At 51.2% G+C, this 19801-nt stretch carries 13 protein-coding genes and 1 pseudogene; 11 read left to right on the top strand and 3 right to left on the bottom strand.

The genetic code is table 11. From position 1 onward, the window contains the following. Window positions 1-69: 69 nt before the first annotated feature. From AC1ROB_RS18080 to AC1ROB_RS18060, 5 genes are read left to right on the top strand one after another with little or no spacing between them, the layout of a single operon-like run. Entirely contained in the window at window positions 70-4365 is a 4296-nt protein-coding gene (locus tag AC1ROB_RS18080) for an HTH domain-containing protein (RefSeq protein WP_492969724.1), read from the top strand. Beyond that, the gene (locus AC1ROB_RS18075) at window positions 4355-6259 is read left to right on the top strand and encodes a hypothetical protein (protein WP_492969725.1); all 1905 of its coding nucleotides are present in this window, start codon (window positions 4355-4357) and stop codon (window positions 6257-6259) included. The genes AC1ROB_RS18080 and AC1ROB_RS18075 overlap by 11 nt, the downstream gene beginning before the upstream one ends. 17 nt (window positions 6260-6276) lie before the next feature. Next, window positions 6277-7464: an SIR2 family protein gene (locus AC1ROB_RS18070; protein ID WP_492969726.1), complete on the top strand. Its 1188-nt coding sequence runs from the start codon at window positions 6277-6279 to the stop codon at window positions 7462-7464. A 1-nt stretch (window position 7465) separates the two neighbouring features. After that, window positions 7466-10114 (top strand): hypothetical protein, encoded by a 2649-nt coding sequence (locus AC1ROB_RS18065; RefSeq protein WP_492969727.1) that lies wholly within the window; start codon window positions 7466-7468, stop codon window positions 10112-10114. 55 nt (window positions 10115-10169) lie between these two features. After that, entirely contained in the window at window positions 10170-12299 is a 2130-nt protein-coding gene (locus AC1ROB_RS18060; protein WP_492969728.1) for a CHAT domain-containing protein, read from the top strand. Between the two features lie 407 nt (window positions 12300-12706). Here AC1ROB_RS18060 and AC1ROB_RS18055 read toward each other — a convergent pair whose 3' ends face one another. Further along, the gene (locus tag AC1ROB_RS18055) at window positions 12707-12997 is read right to left on the bottom strand and encodes a hypothetical protein (protein ID WP_492969729.1); all 291 of its coding nucleotides are present in this window, start codon (window positions 12995-12997) and stop codon (window positions 12707-12709) included. 92 nt (window positions 12998-13089) lie between these two features. Between AC1ROB_RS18055 and AC1ROB_RS18050 the strand changes: the two genes are divergently transcribed. The 6 genes and pseudogenes from AC1ROB_RS18050 to AC1ROB_RS18025 all read left to right on the top strand — a co-directional run bounded on the left by AC1ROB_RS18050 (window position 13090) and on the right by AC1ROB_RS18025 (window position 18734). Then, window positions 13090-13833: a TnsA endonuclease N-terminal domain-containing protein gene (locus AC1ROB_RS18050; protein WP_492969730.1), complete on the top strand. Its 744-nt coding sequence runs from the start codon at window positions 13090-13092 to the stop codon at window positions 13831-13833. 359 nt (window positions 13834-14192) lie between these two features. Continuing rightward, window positions 14193-15710 carry a transposase gene (locus AC1ROB_RS18045; protein ID WP_493031534.1) on the top strand — a complete coding sequence of 506 codons (1518 nt, stop codon included), beginning with the start codon at window positions 14193-14195 and terminating at the stop codon, window positions 15708-15710. After that, window positions 15700-16599, top strand: coding sequence for a TniB family NTP-binding protein (locus AC1ROB_RS18040; protein ID WP_492969731.1), 900 nt, complete (start codon window positions 15700-15702; stop codon window positions 16597-16599). The genes AC1ROB_RS18045 and AC1ROB_RS18040 overlap by 11 nt, the downstream gene beginning before the upstream one ends. A 4-nt stretch (window positions 16600-16603) precedes the next feature. Next, a pseudogene (locus AC1ROB_RS18035) lies at window positions 16604-17020 on the top strand (TniQ family protein); the annotation flags it as partial. A gap of 198 nt (window positions 17021-17218) precedes the next feature. Beyond that, window positions 17219-17692 carry a hypothetical protein gene (locus tag AC1ROB_RS18030; protein ID WP_492970772.1) on the top strand — a complete coding sequence of 158 codons (474 nt, stop codon included), beginning with the start codon at window positions 17219-17221 and terminating at the stop codon, window positions 17690-17692. After that, window positions 17655-18734, top strand: coding sequence for a TniQ family protein (locus tag AC1ROB_RS18025; protein WP_492969732.1), 1080 nt, complete (start codon window positions 17655-17657; stop codon window positions 18732-18734). The genes AC1ROB_RS18030 and AC1ROB_RS18025 overlap by 38 nt, the downstream gene beginning before the upstream one ends. Before the next feature lie 17 nt (window positions 18735-18751). Here AC1ROB_RS18025 and AC1ROB_RS18020 read toward each other — a convergent pair whose 3' ends face one another. Then, window positions 18752-18919, bottom strand: coding sequence for an ATP-binding protein (locus AC1ROB_RS18020; protein ID WP_492969733.1), 168 nt, complete (start codon window positions 18917-18919; stop codon window positions 18752-18754). A 61-nt stretch (window positions 18920-18980) separates the two neighbouring features. Next, on the bottom strand, window positions 18981-19745 hold the full coding sequence (locus tag AC1ROB_RS18015; protein ID WP_492969734.1) for a hypothetical protein: 765 nt from the start codon (window positions 19743-19745) through the stop codon (window positions 18981-18983). Between the last annotated feature and the right edge of the window lie 56 nt (window positions 19746-19801).

Raw genomic sequence — 19801 nt, 5'->3', positions numbered from 1 at the left:
TGCATGCAGAAATGGATTTATCGTACCGCCCTCCTCTTATGGTAGATCGTTCTGAGGGGGCGCGCCGGGATGATCGAATATTACGTTGGGGTGGCTAAGGCAGTTGGTGCCGGCGTGTCACTGGGCAAATTGGGGTGGAACGCACTGAAGCCGTTCCTGGCCCAGCGTAAGGCCGCCGCGGGCGAAAAGTACGAGTTACCCCAAATCCGCCAGCACCTGGATCCCATTTTCGACGTCCTAGGTAGTATCTCTTCGTCAAATCCGGGAAAGGCCTTAAACGCGGTCAAAGTTTTGCTCGCGAACCCTCCTGCCAGATTCAGGGGGGCGGGGCCGCGCGCCTGGGTAAATGACCCTAGAACGCGCATTGCCCTCACAGGTGCGTTCGTAGCCGCTATAGCCGGAGATTCGAGTGCCGACGAAGAAGAGGCCGCAATTCGGCTTTTCGAGGACATCACGGGTGAATCGAAGGTTATCGGAAAGCTCGCAGTTGAAGATGCTCTACAATTCCTGCTGTGGTCGACGAGCTCAGAACTAAAGCTGGGCGACTTCCTAGGATTCGCCGCCGTTGAAGCCGCGGCAGCGGCAGTTCTCTCCTCAGTCGAAGACGCTAAAGATAAAATCCTCCAAAAACTCGATGAAATGTCGAGCCCGGTCGATCTAGGCCGGCAGTTTGAGCCAAGTTCGCTGTCGAAGCAGGCATTGAACGAGTTGCTTCGGAACAGATATGAGCGAGCACTACGCGAACGCACCTTTCCAGAGATCGACCATCTAAATGATCTGATTGAACTGGCGACCTATGAAAAGGCAAATGAGCTTGCACATGCAGATCCACGAATTCGAGCTGACATAGTAGCGGAACTTGCGGCGGAGTTTTCGCGTAGGGAAAATCAGAAGGAAGCGCGCACATGGCTCGTGTTCGCGAAGTCAATTGACGCTTCCCGAGACTATGCCCTCGATGAAGCTCGAATTTTGATCGGTGAGAAGGAGTATTCCAAGGCTGCTGCTGCGATTGGCGAGCGAGTTGACAATCTTTCACGAAGTTTATCAATTTCGATTGTATCGCATAGAGACGGTTTCGACGCCGAGCGCACCTATATTCGAAAGTACGTAAAGCCTCAGGAAATCACTGGTTACCATCTGGTTGCTTATACGCATAAGCTCGCTGTCGACAATTTCAGAGAGGAGGCTCTGGAATTTCTAAACCAGGCGTCCGCCGATCAAATTAATCAGTGCCCGAATGTCGTCGGTCTGCGAGCAATTCTGAAATTCAACCTATGCACTTCTGATACATTTCATGATCACATCCTTCAAATATCAGCGATAAATCCACACGCAGTTCCTATCGCTGATACACCTGAAGCCAAAAGTCTTCGTATTTCGGCGTTAGACGATACGCGCCGGTTTCTAGCGCTCACATCTGATCTAAGGATTCCGCAATATCGGGACGCGATGGCGGAGCTGGAAGTATGGCTTTCTTTAACGCACCCGGAAGCGAGTACGCGCAAAACCGAGCGTGAAAATATCCAGTCAAAGCTAAAGGATCTGGAATACGCAGTTCGCTTCGCACGATACACGCTTCCATATGGCCTACAATTCGACCAGCCCGGTGTTGAAAGATTTCTGCAAAGTAAAGCCCCGATTGATGGCTGGACTCTGCCGCAGGCGCTAACCGCACTTTCGATCGCAGCGCATAACGAAAGTCCTGTGGTACTTATCGGACTAATCCGGGAGTTTAGGCCATATCTGGAGGCCGTCCTAGAACCGGACCAACTTCTCGGTCTCGAATGTTCGGCATTGTCCGCGGTGGGCAAGGCGTCTGAAGCGCTCGAAATAATTCGCTCCAAGCAATCCGACATTGCACCTGAAACGTTTGCTTCACTTGAGCAAGTTCTCACGGGCCACATGAAGGGTAATATTCTAGAGGCACGTCGCCGAGCATTTGACGAATCACAGTCTGCAGTGGATCGCCGCCTCCTCGCCGAAGAGCTTATAAAGACGAAAGTCCATGATGAGGCGGCCGACCACCTGATAGTACTTTTCAATCAAGTCGCATCGGCACCCGACGCCTACCGTGCGATCGATCATTTATTCGTGGTCAATCGTTTCTCCGACATCATCGCTTTTGCAGAAGGAGATCGCGCCGGTCCAATCGTCGAAGAGCACGTCGCAATTCATACCAAGATTGCAAGATCAAAGTATCACCTGGGAGACATCAAGGGTGCTGTCGCGCTTTTCAATCAGATAAAGAAGCGGTTTCCTGATGGCTACGATCGTAACTTTGAGGTGATGCTTTCCGTTGAAGCGGGGCGCTGGGAAGATCTCCATAATCAAGTCACCTTCGTAATGGAAACGCAGCTTGACAGGACGTTGAGCGACCTAATGAATGCGGCGCAAATCGCGAAGACGCTTCGTTCTGTTAATTCAGAACAAGTGCTGAAGGCCTTCGGAGGTCGCGCCTACGAATGCAACGATGCTGCCATGCTGGCAACGGCATTTCATATGGCTGTTGAATTAGGCTTGGAACGCGGAGGGAGCCCATATTCCGATTGGATAGAGAAAGCAAAGTCCCTAAGTACTGTGGAAGGACCATTTAAGAAATTTCCGATTGAAAATGTGGTCGAACTCGTACGAGAGGAGAACAAAAAGATCTCCTCGATCGGGGACATGATAAATAGAGCGGAAGTCCCTCTGTCCTTATCGACAGACGTCCTAAACACCACGATTTCGAATATTATTCTGGGGCACTTCTTACGAAACAAATCGAAGAAGCGGTCGATGGATGGATACCTTGTACCGGTTTTCTCCGGAGCAAGGCTGCCGACCAAATTTCCAGGCAGAAGGTTGGCATTGGACCGGACCTCTCTGCTAGTGCTTCAGTCGATTGGATGTGTGGAGAAGGTTTTCAAATACGCTAATGAAGTAACGATTGGCGCCCACGCATTAAGCGAGTTGATACACGATCTTGGCCGGGCTGCATTTCATCAGCCATCGAGAGTCGACCTCGCCAAATCGGTGCTTCAAATCATCAAAGAGTACAGCGTATTCGTCATTCGAGGTTGGAAGATCCGAGATCGAAAGTTGGTTTCGGAGGTCGGCATAGAGCTCGCCATACTTATGGAGAAGGCCAGAGACGAGGAGGGGGTGGTAATAGTATCTCCTCCGATTTATCGCCCCTCTACCTACATGAAAGAGACCTTTGATCCATGTGGGTACGAGCATCGTTTGTGCGATTTACAGGGAGTAATCGACTTCTTAGTCAGTGAAGGCGAGCTCAGCGAAGAAGAGGAAGAGGCGGCCCGACGGAATGTTTTTGATGGCGGGGTGCGTTGGCTTGAAGCAGGCACGCTCTCAAAAGGCCAGAGTATACTCGTTGATAACCTAGCCTTCGAAAGGATGGCGGAAACTGGATTGCTGCCAAAGCTGGCAAGGTTGTGCCCGAAAATATCAGTGGTATCAGACATATGCGACGATGCAGAAGGGCTTATTGAATATGCGGCAGTACAAGAAGAAGTAGCAAAAAATATTGATGCACTTCGGATAAGTCTTCGCGAAGGTATTTCATCGGGGAAGGTGCGGCTAAGCGCAAGTCAACCGATGAAAAAGAGGGATTTGGACGGCGCAAATGCGTCGTTGGTGAATATAGTTAGAAACTGCGGTCATGCGGATGTGGTGATTTGCGACGACCGCGCGATTAATAAAACTGGAACGGTAACCGACGAAGGAGGCCGAGTTGTTCCACTCATGACAACTCTGGATCTGCTAGAGACGCTCAAAGAAGAGCGCGAGATTACAGTAAATGAGCATCGGAGCTATATTAGGCAACTTCGTGTGATGGGCGCAGCCCTAGTGCCAGTTACCCTTGAAGAAGTGTATGCGGCGCTGAGCAGGTCGAAAGGAGTGGGGCAGCTCAGTTTCGAGCTTCGTGCTTTAGTAAATTATATTGATTTATGTTGCCTGCGACACATTGCTGTGCTGCCACAGGAAAAGTTCTGGGTGTCAGGTAGCACGCTGGCATTTATGCACGCTTCTAAAAATATGTGGGACGGCACTAGAAGCGAGCTCGAGGCCAACGCTCTATGCGAGTTGGGTTTCGGTTTGCTGAACGACGCCCATGAGTGGCTGGGTGCTACTGCAAATTCTGAGCAGCGAAATTGGGCCGATCATCAGAATCTTATGCGACTGGTCTTTTTCTGCAATGGGATGATCGTTCCAGATCATCTGCGTCCTTCATACTTTGTCTGGGTTGAAAAGCGGGTAATTCAGCTGGCGCTGCAGGTTGGTGTGCGGAAGGACTTGGTATCTGCGCATGCGCGATGGCTGTTGAGAAGCACAATTGACAATTTGGATGCCGAAGATGATGGATAGCGCTCTTCGTCGGGCCTTGGCCATTGATATGCTAGAGAAGTGGACGCCCACCATGCAGCAATGGATGATGGACGACCAAGAGTTTCTAGCAGAGTACGGCATCCGTACGAGACGAGCGGCAAAATTCGGCGGGACAAGCCTTCTAGAAAAAGATTTGGTCGAAAGTTTGTTGAAGGCAGCGCTTATTGATATTCAATCCGCGCAAGCTTGGCTAACCGAGCGTGCGCCAGGGTTTACTGTGCAGATTCTGCCTGATGGCGATGTCGTGGTGAGCGGCACGGATTTCCATATGAGGGTAGGGGCGCCTGAGGTTCTTTTAGATGATTCGAGCAAAAGGCTGGCAGCAGTGGCGAGAATCTCGTCGGAAGCTCTGCTTTCTGAGCGTCAGCACAAGCGTTGGCTGGCTCTAGCCGCCGAGCGTCCGTTCAATTCAACAGAGTTTATGGGTTTACAAAAGGACTTGATGGAAGCTGCTGCGCCATTCTTTGAACGAATTGCGAGTAGTTTTTTCGGTACTGGAAATGTTGATGAAAGCGAATTGACGCCTTCTAGCGCAGAAATCTTTGATGCTGTTATTGGCCCATTGGGTAATTCTTCCGATTACGGCCACTTTATTGACGATCGGCTTTTTGCGGCGCGCACATGGTTGGTCAGCGGAGATTTAACGCGAGGGCTGAAATTTATTGGGCCTACAAATTTCATCCATCATAAGAAGTTTATAGAGCGCACCGCTCTTTTTGGTGCAGAACAACTGCTTACTCCGATAGACGAGCTTATCACCCAAGGTGACATCTTCAGCATTATTCTTGCGCTCGATTTGTGTGGCGCTTTGTTAGGTACTCATGCGGATATCGAGGGTCTCGGTGCAAAAGCTCTCATCGCCCTGAGCAACACAGAGACAAATACTGACAGAATATTAGAATTATCAGCAGGCTTGGCGATCTCTATCGGCGCTATGGCGGCGCGCCAGTACATGGCTGGAATGGCTCCCTATGAACGAAGGTGGGCAGCCTGGGTAAATGCTTCGTACTTTGCAGCGGGCCTGTCTAGGTTCGATTTTGACCGCGAGAAAATGCATGAGCAGACACTCAAGCAATCCACGTTGAAGACATTTTATGCGGCCACTTTTGAACGTCGCTTCGAGCCGTATTGGCGTATCGACCGTATTTCGCCAGATGCTGTCAGGGGGATGGTCTATCGGCGAATTATAGCGACCCTTTCGGCAATGGAGGCGGAATTACCCGAGTCGTGGAGTCCTGCATTCGCTTCTTTAAGAGAGGGCGATGCCGGCTTGCGCAGACAGCTGTATGGTTTGCAGTTTGGCCCTATGGATGGCTTTGTTGTTGGGGAAGAGGGGCTCGAACAAGAGGCGGAAACGGCAGAAGGCCTCCTGAATGAAGAACCCGATCCCTTAGTAGCAGTCGGGAAGCTTCTAGGCCTTGCAGCTGTTACTGTGATTTCCCCGACTGCTGTGGATCGTATTAAACGGATTATGAATGACGCGCTCGACCGCGGTATTTCAGATGTACCACTAGCGCATATCGGTGGAGCGCTGGAGACGTGCTCGTATGTGGCTGGGATAAAAAGAGATCGTGAGGTGGCAGAACTCTGTATCCCCTGGTGCGCGGAATTAACCGAAGCGTATGGCAGTGAGGGTTTCCGCTTCGCGGTAAATGTCCTTGTGGATGCGTCATCTGCATTTCAAATGCCGGCAGAAGCGGACGAATTCCTGTCGCGCGGACTTCTGAATCTACCGATGGGTATGCTGGACAAGAAAGCGGTCGACTTTACCTTTGTGCAACTTCAGCACATGTGGGCTGTTCGGCCGGAAATCATCGGTACTATTGGACGGTTTTCATCAAAACTGAGGCTGCATAAAGCAGATCTTCGATAGAATGAGGGTGGGGGGATTTGGCTGACAGCCTTGTATATCTTGGAGATGGCCTTCCGGGCATACCCGAAGAGCTTCTTCTGGCCAGAGATCGAGGAGATGTACTTTTTATTGCAGGCGCTGGGATATCGCGCCCAGCTCCTACCAACTTGCCTGCTTTTTCAGGCCTCGTACTTGATATTTACGCGACTGTTGACAAGGCGTTGGCAAAAGCCGTGGAGATCTCCTCGAAACTGCTAGACCCAGTTCAGGAACTGCAAGCCAATCCGGCAAAGTTTGGTTCCCTCGATATGAGGCAATGTGCCGAACTGAGACGTTTTCTCGTTGGCGATTTTGATATCGCACTCGGAATGTTGGAGAGACGACAGGATGGGGCGATTCGTGGGGCGATGTCCATGCGCGCACGAGCGGTAGAGGTGCTCGGACGCAGCAAGAAGACAAACGTTCTGCATGCTTCTCTTGTGCGAATTGGTCAAAGAAGCGGTAGAGCATTTCTCGCTACGACTAACTTTGACTTGTTATTGGAGGAAGCGGCGCGCCGGCGTAGAGTTCAATTCAGGAGCCACAGCTTACCTGCTTTGCCTCGACCCAGCCGACAGCCGGAGTTTAATGGAGTTTTTCACATCCATGGCTCTGTTCCGCATCCCGGTAATGAGGACGGCGCAATGGTCCTCACTGATCAGGATTTTGGCGATGTCTATCTGAGGCGCCGACTTGCGGCGGACTTTATCTACGATGCAGCGCGAATATTTAATATTGTTCTCGTTGGTTACTCCTTAAATGATGCGCCAATGCGTTATCTCCTAAATGCGATCGCTGGCGACGAAATTCATTTTTCCGATATAAAGAAACGTTACGCATTTGTACCAGTCACCGCCGGAGATCCGAAGATCGAGCATGATTGGCTCGGCCGTGAAATTGTGCCTATCTGCTACGACGATAAGAATCATCATCAAGTGTTGCAGGAATTGTTCGCGGCATGGGCAGACGCGGTACCGTTGCATGGTGAAACAGGCTGGGCTGAGAAGCGTCTAAAGAAAATTGTGGGAAAGGAAGTAACGGCTGCGAATCCAGAAGAAATATCTTTATTTAGATACATATTGAAGCGATCGACGCCGCATGAGCGGAGTAAGCTCATTAGCGCCATTTCAGCTAAGGCAAAATTTGGTTGGCTCGACGAGGTCAATCGAATGACGCGGGGGGCTTGATATGGGCCCATCCACAGAAAATCGAATTCATCGAAATACGATCGATTTTGTCTCACGCCGCATGAACGAGCGGGAGACATTTGAATGGGCGGCGAACCTAGGCATAGAGAATTTGCCAGAACGCCGTGCGGTCCAGGCGCTTATTGAGCATAGTCGCGACACAATTGATCCGATTTTTCAGACAGCATGGGGACTGCTTCTAGAGAAATGGGCGGATGATACACAGCTGTCAGCTCATGCAGAGCACTATGTTATTCATAGAGTGAAGCGCCTTGGCGCTTCCGGGCGAACATTGCAGGAATTGGTCGACGTTGTTCGACCAAGGTTAGAGATATCTGCGAAAGCCTCATGGCGGTTGTACGGTGGAAAGCCGCCTCCGAAGAGACCGCGAAAGCTCAAGGACATTGCGCGGTTCAGCATTACGAGTGGGAACTTTGTTCATCTAGATGAGGCGGGGTTTTCTCGGGATCACCTGCATCGGGACTTGGCGGTCGAATTGCTCGATCAGCTGGAGGCGCGGTTAGTGGCGGGCCTTCATATCGCATGTCGAGCCGAATTCGTCGTACGTCCAGCTGGCCTCAGCGGTTTGGTTCGCATTGTTTTCCCGATCAAAAATGGCGTCGACGGGAGGCGTCCAGCCGATAATGATCCAGATGCCTATCACAAAGGTTTCGCTCCTATCGTTAAGTTGATCTTTGAAACTATGGAGCGATTGGCGGAACTTGATGTCGATATGGCGAAGTCTCGTGTTGCCAATTGGTGGAAGAGCGAATGGGTAATATTTAAGCGCCTCTGGGCAGCTTTGGCAGTTCGTAAGGAGTTGGCACCAGCTATAGTTGTTGGGCATTTCTTAAGTTCACTTGAAGATGAACAATTTTGGTTCTCTCACTGGTACCCCGAGTTTGCACGGTTGCGGAGTGAGCGATTTGTAGATTTGAACGATAATTACCGGGCGGGCATAGAGGCGCGGATATTGAAGCGGCCACCAGCGAGGATTCTTTCGAAGCGCCTCAGGGATCAGTCAGTTCGATATCGGTACGCGCTCACGGAGTTACAGAGGATTGAGAAGGGTGGGGGCGTCTTATCCGCAGAAGCCAACGAGTGGCGGGCAATCGCGGTTAAGGCGGTTGAAAGTCCGGTAGAGCTGTCGTCGACGTTATCGGACGTGATATCACCTCGTATCCGCGACCTAAGCGGCAGGCGTGAGAGCTCATTTGAACCCACAAGTGCAGCTACAATGCTGGACGAACTAGAAGTGGTTTTATCCGAGCATAGTGATATGTGGGGCGTTTCAGCGGCCGCGGACTGGGTTAGAGATAACTATCGCAAAGTCCTTCAGCAGTTTCTTGACGACATTGAGCAGATTGGGCTTTGGCCGCATACCTTGAATGCGTTCCTGCGGTCTACTGCTGCAAACAATGACGTGGCATCAGTAGATGCCGGACAAATACTGGATTTACTCTCAGTAGTACGAGTTGCCGCGGGCGACGTGTTTGTAGCGGCGGCGTCGGACTGGATGTCACATTGGGCAGAGGCGCTCATAGATAAACCTACTTTTGTTCAGGTCTGGCTAAAGCTGTGGCCAAACGCAGTCCAGGAAACGAACCTCCGTGAAGCGGAGAGGCAAGCAAATGCATCGAGCGGCACAGACGGGCATGATATTACAACCGCTGCGTACAACAGTTCTGTCGGTGACCTTCTCGATGCCTTTAAGAAGCTTTGGCCGAAGGAGCCAAGTCAGTCATCTGAGCTTTTCAATAGAGAACCTTACAAGCGGTTTGTAAGTGCGACGCTGGACGCCACGGGTGCTGCGAAGACGTTGGTCTTGTACCTTTATCTTGAGCAGTTGAATTATGTCCGGTGGGTTCATCCCCAGTGGGCGGACGAGTATCTCATCAGTCCTTTGCTGAGTGAGAAAGAGGAAGACTTGGTGCTGTGGGAGGCGATCGGCTACAGCAGAGGCCTTCCGTATGCAGTAATGAAAATCATCGGCGATCGGATGTCGGTCGTAGCGGCTTCTACAAAGCTGTCGGATTCTATTAGGCGGAACCTGGCAGAACGAGTGATATACACCTTATTGCTAGACTTTGTGGAAGAGCGTGAGTTTGCGATCGACCCGGCATCAGTCCAACAGATGTTACGCAAGGGCGACGATGCCGTGCGGTCATCAGCCGCATCAGTTATTCCAGATTTTCTCAGCTCTCTGGATGCGCATCCTAATAGCGCTCACCTTCGTTTCACGAAGGCAGTTGTGCCGCTTTTCCAGAACATATGGCCTCGCGATTTGGTCCTACGTTCGAAAGTGCTATCGGCAGTTCTTGCTCGTATTCCAGCTAGCTCTAATGGCGGCTTCGCTCAAGCAGTTACGTTGTTGGAGAGATTCCTGACGCCCTTCGATTGTTGGTCTCTCTGGGACTATCGATTGTTTGGGGATAGCGTCGACCGTGAGGCGATCGTGCTGCCTTCAAATCCTCCGAATGCTGAGGCATTGCTTCAGCTTCTGCATGTGACCATAGGCGTAGAAGAAGGAGCGGTTTGCCCGTTTGATCTGGAGAAAGGGTTGTTGTGGATTAGGGCCATTACACCCGCGTTGATGCGCGATCCAAGATATGGCCGGTTGGCGGAAATAGCGCGAACCTTGCAGAACTAGCTCAAATTAGAGCCGGACAAGCGGGCAAGGCTCTCTATCCAATCGGGAAACGACTATGACACCAGAGACATTGGGCGAGTACCTGCCAAAGACGATGGCGACGCAGTTATTGCTCACCGAGAAGAGGGCTGATGGGTATTTCTCATTAGCAGTTGATGGTTACGCAGAGCGATGCGCAACCTGGATTTTGCAGTCCCAAGAAAAGCTCAAGGCTAAAGATAAATCGGCATTGTTTGAGCTGACAGGAGCGGTGCTTGATGACCTGGAGCTTTGGCTACCTCTGCCACTGGAGAAAGCGGAGCTCGAGCGAATAAACATTATCCGGATGTTAGCTGCCATTGCACCGGTCGAAGTGTGTATGGCCATAGGGCAAAAAGCAGAAGCTTATGAATGGATTGTACGGAGCTTAATACGAGTATCTGCTTCTCCGTCAGGGTATATGCTGTGGTTTCCTTTTATAAATGAAAGTGATCGAAACCTCGCTGACATATACAAAGAAAACTTTGCGCGATGGATGTACTGCTATTTTATCTTGGCGCGTACATACGACGGTGGCGGGATAGCCGAAAAGATTGTTGGTTATTGTGGTCACCTCGGCTTGGATCTGCCAGAAGAAGAGACCCTTGAGCAAAAAATTAATGCCCTGCTGTCACTTGCGACTTACATCGCTGACCAGGAGAAGAAAGAAGACGAAGTAAGAGAGGTTCTAAAAGTTATAACGGAAGCTTTCTTACGTCTTTGGCAGAGCGAAGGGTTTCCGGAAAGGCTGAAGGCAAGAGTCGCTGGCCTATTCATTACCAGCGCCAGTGACTACACCACAAAGCCCGCTGCTCAATGGGCCCAAGAAACTATTTCTCGCTATAAAGTATACATGGAGGAGCACGAGCTCGTGCAGTTCATGGCAGTAGCTGTGGATTCAAAAATCACATGGGAGAGTATGAAGAAGGAGGTGCTCGCTGAAGTCCGACGCTATTCCAAGTTCGCGGAGGAGTTCTCGAGAAGAAGATCCTTATATGTCGGTGAAGTAAGAGAGGAGCGCGTCGCTGTATTGCAGCCGATAATTTATCGTCTGGCTAGATGGGGTTTCCTTGATGAACTGACAGAACTGATGACGGCCTGGTATGCGCCGCATGCTAGCTCTTCCCCTGAGAGTGGAATCTTTATCGCAACGACACTGCATAGTGGGGCGGCAAGGCTGACGCCCGGGGAGATCATTACAATTCCAGATACGGAGAATTCCGTCGAGGAGCTCACTGCTGCGATGTGCTCTGCTTTCAACGTCCAATTCAATGGCAATATAGCAGAATCACCGGAGCGATCAGGATATCCTGTATACTCGGAAGGCCCTGACTTCCATGCGATGATGAAGAAATATTATTGCAGTGCCGAGGCTGGCGTAAAAACAGAACGTCGAAGATTCAGTTCTCTTCTGGTTTATCCATCCCTGGGTGATCCGGTGCAAGCCACACTCTTAGTGGAGGAAAATATCGAGGCACCAATACTTGCTAGTTTCGCGGCGCCGCTACCTGAAGCGCACGTTTCCAGCATAGCTATCTGGGCCGGGAAATCTTTGTTCACTACATTTGAGGTCGACATATTAAAAGCAGCGGCGAAGAAGTATGGCTGGCGTTGCACTGTGGTTGAAGAAGACGATGGTCGTCAGTTCAAAGAGTTCTATGAGGACGGCGAGCCCGATGTTCTGTGGGTAATTGGGCATGGTGCTTTCGATTACCATTCGTCAAGTAGCAGTGGCATCATCCTGGGTGACTCAACGCTACTGCCCATGACAGAGGCAGCAAAATTCCAATTGCGTCGCACTACGCGCCGCCTCGCGATACTGAACATATGCTCGAGCGGCACTGCTCAAGTCCGAGGGAGCATTTCAAAGCTCGGCCTGGCTCAAGAAGTGGTTTCGAGTGAGCAGGCGGTTATTGCAAATCAATGGCCTATTCGGCCTATTGCGGGGATCGCCTATACAGCGGTCTTGGCGTCAAAGCTCGGGCAGAAATTGGATTACTTGAGTGCCCATTCCGCGGCCATCGAGGCCTTGGCTCGTCCCGAAAGATTGGCGGCAGACTTGCGGGATATCTACGCGGATCAGGACCAAGCGATCGATCAGATCGAGCGGCAACAAGAAGAATTTGCGAACATACTGCACTGGGGTGCTCCAGCATTTTTTACCTAAGAAGCACCGAGCCGGGCAGTCATCGTCCGGCTCTTATATTTGCTTCCACATCGCGGAAGGGTTGCGGGTCTGAGATCTTGTCGTCATTCAGTTATTCCGGAGAGGAACCAGACTTAGGGTCAAATTTTCCGTCTTCAGCAGTACCGCCAACATCGAGCAAAGCTCGCGTACTGTCGGTTCTCGGCTTAGATTAAGAATCTGGCCCAATCGTCGCTCGGATATGCCGGAGTTAGCGGCGAGGGTTCTTCGAGTACTTGTCGAATCAACATAATTGCGCAGCATTTCCATTGATACCTCAAGCTCGTTCGACTGAAGGGCTAATATCGCATTCTTCAAAAGACCTTTGCGAAAGGCACCGTCGCGTCGTGCACGTTCTATTACGGTGGTCCGGTATTGCTTCACCGCTTTCATAGGATTTCCGAAATTGCAGTCAAAACGGGCATTGGAACTTTCCAACCCTCAGAAGAAATCTGACGAAGAATGCTGGTTAAGGCCGATACCGGTACTCCGTGTTCTTTGCAGAAATCGACCATCAGCTCCGCCTCAACACTCATAAACAATTCATACACCTGAGGACATTTGGCGTCAGCGCACGATAAGCGATCAGCGAGATCCTTGGCGGTGATCTTCTGCCGATAAGGCGCATTCACGGTTCCAAGAACCAGTTTATCTGTCCAAGCCTTGTTCCAGATAACCAAACCCTTCTCCTAATATATGATGCACCCCGTGTGACGATGCGAACAGAAGTTTGTAGACTAAGCAAGGTGGACTCGCGGGCATGAGGTGAATAATGACCGACATCATCGGCATTGATGACACCAAACGGCGCATTGGTCGGACGTATAGAAGTGCATCTGGAGTTTTTGCGACCGAGTTCGGCTTCGATCGTGGCGCACCTCAACCCTTACTTCACTACGAAAGTGCGCTTGAGCGTAAAGTGCTGTTGATCCTGGATATTTGGCCGACGCTCCAAGAGCTTGAAACGCAGCCGGTGACGATAAAATACAGGCATAAAGATAGAATTAGATCCTACACACCGGATATACGCGCGCGATTTTCAGCCCATCCTATCCCTTCGTTCGTGCCATCTTTGCACTGCCTTTTCGAAGTTAAGTATCAGGCGGATTTAGACGGAAGAAACATTCAGCAAAAAGAAAAGCACGGCGTTGGCGGAGAGTGGGCAGCGGCGAATGGGATGGGATTTGCAACCATAACCGAAGAGGAAATACCGCAAAATCTTCTGCTGAATGCCCAGAAAATACGACATATCGGTAGAGAGCATTGGATGCGAAAAGAAAATACCCACGTACCCGGTTGTAATGAGGACACTGCCATTACCGCAGCAATAAGGTCGGTGATGTCTGATGTGCGGAAGAATCATGGTTCAACGATTGCAGATATTGTAAAATCATCAGCAATCGAGTCTTGGCTTGTGCGTCGGGCTGTACTCACGTTGCTGTACCGACGTCTTATCGCTGTCGATCTAATGCAGCCGATAAGCGACGAGGCAAGAATACTCGCGGGCCCTATCTAGAATCATTGAGGTTCTGGGTGACTCTAAAGCGACTAACCCCAGGTTCGCGGCTGTACCTCAAGGGCGACACTGTCGAAGTTGTCCGCGCACTCGACACATCGAATATTTTAATTCGACATCTGGGTCGTAAAGAACTTTTGCAGGTCGGGATTGAACAAGTTTCATCTCTACCGCCGAAAAAGGCTTCCGAACGTGGGTCAGGAGTGGCGGATACGACATTCGAGACTGACGAACAGCGGATCGAAGCTGAACGCCTTTACGGTATTCTTGGGCCAATCCTCAACGGAGAGAAAACAACTCTCTTGGACAAGAAGTCCGCTGCGCAGCAACTAGGTGTAAGCCTAACGACTATTTATAGAATGGCGCGGAGGTATTCTGTCACTGGGAGTGTGATATCGCTCTTGTCGCCGACAAGGAAAGGCAAGCGTCGTCGAGTGCGGCTTAGCCCGGAAGTAAACGCAATAATAAATTACCAAATCGAGAATACCTATCTTACGAATCAACAAGTGCCAGTTACAAGGCTTCACCTGGAAATATGGAAATCCTGCCTAAAAGCCGGATTGAAAGCCCCTACATATTTCACCATCAGAAACAGAGTAAGTCGGCTAGACCCGTTCAGTGTTCTTCTAAGACGAAAAGGTGCCCGGGCGGCGCGTCAGGCGTTTAAGGTGATGCCCGGAAAGCACCCTCGCCCCGTCGCCCCGTTGGCGGACGTAGAGATAGATCACACGCTGATGGATGTATTCGCCGTCGATGATGTGGACCGTAAGCCGATCGGGAGGCCTTGGATCACTATCGCGATAGACCTCTATTCGCGTTGTATCGCGGGGTATTACCTATCGTTAGATCCAGTCGGCAGCCTAAGCACAGGCCTGTGCCTTCATGACATGTTCATAGATAAAGCGCGGCGACTAAAGAGTTTGGGAGTTCCGGGTGTGTGGCCGGTAAGGGGGCGCCCAGGTCTTTTGAGGACCGATAGTGCCATGGAGTTCCGCGGTGCGGCCCTTAGATCACTCGCAACGATGTTCGGATTCGAGATTGCATGGCGGCCAGGTGAGAAGCCTGAGTATGGCGGCCACATTGAGAGGATGATGGGCACTATCGCCAACGAAATGCATATTCTCCCGGGCACAACAAGATCGAACTATAGAGAGCTTGGCGAATATGATCCGGCAAAACACGCGGCCTACACCTTGAAGGAATTGGACGCGTACATCGCAGATTTTCTGACCAATGTTTATCACGCGAAGCCGCATTCAATGCTTGATGGTAAGGCGCCTGCACAAGTTGCGTGGGATGGATACTTTGGAAAAGATGGCTGCGGAATGCCCGACGATTTTGAAGACACAGAGGAGTTCAAGATCAACTTCATGCCGTATGAAACGCGGCAAATCGAGACCTATGGAATAAAGCTGAATAAGCTTTCGTATTGGGCGCCCGAGCTTGATCTAATATTCCGACGCGAGCGTCAGTCGAATGAAAGAGTAATAGTCCGACACGATCCGCGAAATATAGAGACGATCTGGGTGCAGGATCGAACTAACAAAAGATACCTAGAGGTCGGCTTGGCCAACAAGCAAATCCGGCCAATGAGCCTCTGGGAATTGAAGGCAATGCAGCGAGAGATGGCTACGGCTGGTAATGAGTTCGACGAACAGGCGTTGTTGCAGGCCCAGGACCGTCTTGAGGAACGGAAGAATACAGCCAAGGCTGCCACTTTAAGTCAGAAAGAGCAAAAGGCAGTCCGCCGCCAGGGGCAACGTAGGCGGACTCATGTTGAGCAGAAGATCAGCGCCGTGAACAACAAGAAGATATCCATCGAGGAATTGCCCCAGGAGGACGTTGTGGCACCTTACTCGATACGTCATGTCAGATAATCTAGGTCATCTTGATGAGCTATGCGCGGGTTGGTTGGATTTGCCCGCCAAGAACAGGATTGAATCCATTTGGCCGAGGATTTGGATCGGCTACCCTGCGGCAGACCGCCTTCATGCTGCGCTTAGCGACTATCTGACGCGGCCAAAGCAAACACGGCCGCCGTGTTTACTGATATGGGGTAAAACAAATAATGGAAAGACGATGATCGTTGACGAGTTTGCTCGCCGCAATCCGCGCAGGGCAAACCCCCAAGAGGAAATTGATGTAATTCCTGTGCTACTGGTCAACGCTCCACTCAAAGGGAGTGAGCGTCGTTTCTGGAATGCTGTGCTGGAGGCCTTAGGAACTCCATTCTTTAGGCCTACCGAGTCAGTAGCATCGCTGGAAGCAAAAGCGTTGCATCTGCTTCTGCTTTGCTCAGTCAGAGTGATTATTATAGACGAAATCCACAACATTCTTACTGGGACAAAAGCTCAGCAGAATGAGTTTCTGACTCTCCTAAAAGAGTTGGGTAATCGACTTAAAATTCCGATCATCACCGTCGGTACGGAGGCTGCGCTGAATGCCATTAGTGCAGAGCCCCAGCTCTATACAAGGTTTCGGGCAATCCAGCTTCGTGAATGGGATTACTCGGACGAGTATCGGCAGATGTTGGCTACATTTGAGCGCATGATACCACTGCGCGAGCCGTCTAACCTGTCGTCCTCACGGATGTCGCGTCTAATATTTGAGCGTGCCGGAGGTTTGTTCGGCGAGGTCTCTGCGTTGTTGTTCGATTGTGCGCGATATGCGACGCGTGAAGGGGTGTCCGCCATTACGGTTGACGTGATTGAACAGGTGGAATTTGTTTCGATCGCCGAGCGCCGCAAGGCGCTCAACCCATATTAGTTCTATGTGGCCAGTTCGATTAAAGCCGCTGGATGGCGAATCGTTTTCATCCTGGGTGGTCCGGACGGCAGCAGCGCAGCAAATCAATCCACAAACCTTAGTATTTAAACTAACGAATAATCCTCAGGCACTTGCCAGAGATTTGGATGTACATCCGAACGAGAAATTATGCGATGAGCTGGAGAAAGGTGCCGGCGTTAAGCGCCAAGACATCGAGGCAACTACTGCGCTTAGCTACGTTGGGGTCCTATTTGAGGGCTTCAAACAAGGTACGGCAGCGCCGTTCATTCTTCACGCGGGTGTATTCCATCGGGACAGGATGAAGGGTGGACAGCAGTATTGCCCGCGGTGCCTAGCGGAAGGAAAGGCATATTTTCGGTTAGCGTGGCGACTGTCTTTCAATGTGGCTTGTCTGAAGCATCGGAACGAACTTGTCGAACGGTGTTTAACGTGCGAGCGACCTGTGGCCCTATTCCGGGTCAAGTCAAAGAATGCGAGTCTAGTAGAGTGTTGGAATTGCGGCGCTGACCTTTCTGCGCAGAGGGTCGAAGCCGCATGCGGCGCCAATCTTGAAATTCAGAGACAAATATTAGACGCGATTTCTGAAGGCGGCGTTCTGATGGGCGCAGACCATCTGCAGTGTTTGCAATACGTTGGAGTGCTGAGGGCGTTGCAAAGCCTGGTGATCGGAAGAAATGGACATAGATTTTCAGAAATCGGCGGTGTTTCAGTTGCGCGTCGCTGGTCTCGTAGAGAGTTCGATAAGTTGGAATTGAATGAACGTGCGATCGTCATGAGGGTGGTGCATCACCTGGTTGAGCAATGGCCGAATCGCCTGATTGAGGCCTGCGAGCGAGCGGGGCTAAAGTCGTCGGCGTTCGGCGAAGTTAAGAGACTACCTTACGCGCTGGCCCGGCCAGTGCGAGAGCACTTGTATGCGCCGACATATCGCTTGTCGCTTAAGGAGTTCTCGGCAGCGCGCACGCTCTTGTATAAGCGCGGCATAAAGCCGACCGCCGTTGAACTAAGTTGCCTGATGGGAATCCATCGAGGGCATGAAGGTCTTAGAAGGTTTATTACGCGCGGGCGCTAAAAAACACGTCTGCTATAATTTGGGCTGCGACTCGTCTGAGGTATTCTGCATGTATCAGAATCCGCGCAGCTTTGGCGACGAAGTACGGTTGGCAAATGCTCATCCGTCTGTACGGGCAGCCGACTTCTTTAGTGGCGGTCCAATAAAAACTCAGCGCTTGATCGGGGAAACCTGCGAGTCTTGGCTCGCTCGACATTCGGTCCGTTGTCGCCTTCCATTTTCCGAAGTGTTCCAAGGCATTTTTGGCTTGGATGCATTGAGAAAGTATGCGCCGCATCGAATGGATCGAGACCTGCCATATTGCGAGCGGGGTCGCGCTGAAAAATTCTTTGACTGGGTGTTAGATGATCGCCAGTTTTCGGCGTGGGCACTGAGAAAGTATGATCAAAGTCTCGGCGAACGCTTCTGTGTCCAATGTTTAGCAAATGACGAAGTGCCCTACTTTCGGGAGCAATGGAAATTTGCATTTCTGGAGGGATGTGGTGAGCACTCATTGCGTTTCGCATACAAATGCGGGCAATGCTCAACTCCACTGAGGGCACTATATTTATTCAATGCCGGCACGACTCCATTTGAGTGCGGCCGAAATCTCGGGGCACGCTGTCCGAGGTGCGGCGTCTCAATGAAGGAAATGGGCGGTACCGAGCTGCTCCCTCATGAGGCAGACATCGCCAGAAAGTTTACGGTGGCATACTGGGATGAAGTAGCAGGACCGGGTGCTGTGACGGGCTTCACCTTGTCCGCATTGCTCAGAGCGGTTCTGGATGACTTTCGACCGCTTGGAGATCACCCAGTTAGCAACGTCCAAGTTGTACTTGGCCTATCCGGGCGCATCCCTTTGCAGCGGTACTGGATCTTTGCGAGCGCCTTGAAGGCTGCGACGGCACATCCCGAGATATTAGCTTCACGAGAGCGCGACCAAGCGGCGGCGGATGAATGGAGCAGGCAATACCTGAAAATCCTAGATCAGACCATAAGTGCCGCTTACGACTCGGGGCTTATTCAAAACACCGGTCTACTTAGGAAGAAAAAACACCATTAGTTCTAAGGTGTTACCAGTTAAGCCATCATTTGCCTTCGCAAACCTTCATTCTCACCGCCGCCGATCAGCGCCGCCATCGACGCAGAATGATGCGGCGATCTGTAGGGCCGTTTGCGGGTGAGCCGGCCATCGGCGATCTGGCCGGCCAGCGAGGCGATCATGCTGACTTCCAGGATCTCCGGCATTAGGTAGCAAACGCACCTGCGTTAAGCCGCCTTCTGCCCGAGGAGACTCGGAATGAAGTGGTTATGTGCTGCGATTGTAATGCTTGTGGTCGTAGGGCTGGTAAACGGGGAGTGTGTTGGTGGACAAAAGAACCCTTCTGAAGAAGCGGTGCGTTTGCCACTGCGCTTTGTCTCCGACGCTAAAAACGTCGCTGTAAACAAGTTTTCCGTAAATCCAGATATATTCTTCTTTTCTAATTATCTTCTGAACATCCCCTATTGTAATCGCCCCTCTATCTACGGTGTGGGTCATCGCTACAGTTTCCTCACCTCCGCCGTAGGTATCTCCAATCTGTGGCAACAACAGATTCTTAAAAAGTGGATAGTCGGGCGGCTCACGCGAGACACTGCAACCAAGTTCTATTTCGATCAAAGTACCGGGCGTTTTTCCGTAATTCTTGAATCTGAAATAGATTGTCGTTTTACCGCTGACCCCACCATTAGGGGTGTTCTCATGCATTTGAGCGGTTTGGATGGCGTTATGAGTGTCAATGGTGAGATTCTTCACAAAGAATCTGGCGCGCTCCGCAGCAACGGTGGCGCTGGCCGTATCAACGGCGGCTTTAACAGCGGTTTCGTTTTGTCTGAGAGTCTTGCGTATATACCAGATACCGATAGCCGCTATGATCGTCTGCAGCATAACGGCCCAGAACATCGCCCGCGCCCACCAAGCCATGTCTTGCTGGGCGGCAAGATCGTCCTTCTCGCGCTGTGTTTTGTCGGCGGAATCGTCCTTAGCGGCCTCGGTTTCCAGCGCTCCAGTGACGCGGCGGATAAAATGCAGCAAGAGGGCCGGCGATATTCGGTCCCAGGTTTCCTCTGGTTCTGTTGTTATATGGGCGG

This window comes from Ferrovibrio sp. GW821-FHT12F09, assembly GCF_058806775.1.
Note: the sequence above shows the minus strand (reverse complement) of the source record. Positions and strands in the feature narration are given on the sequence as shown.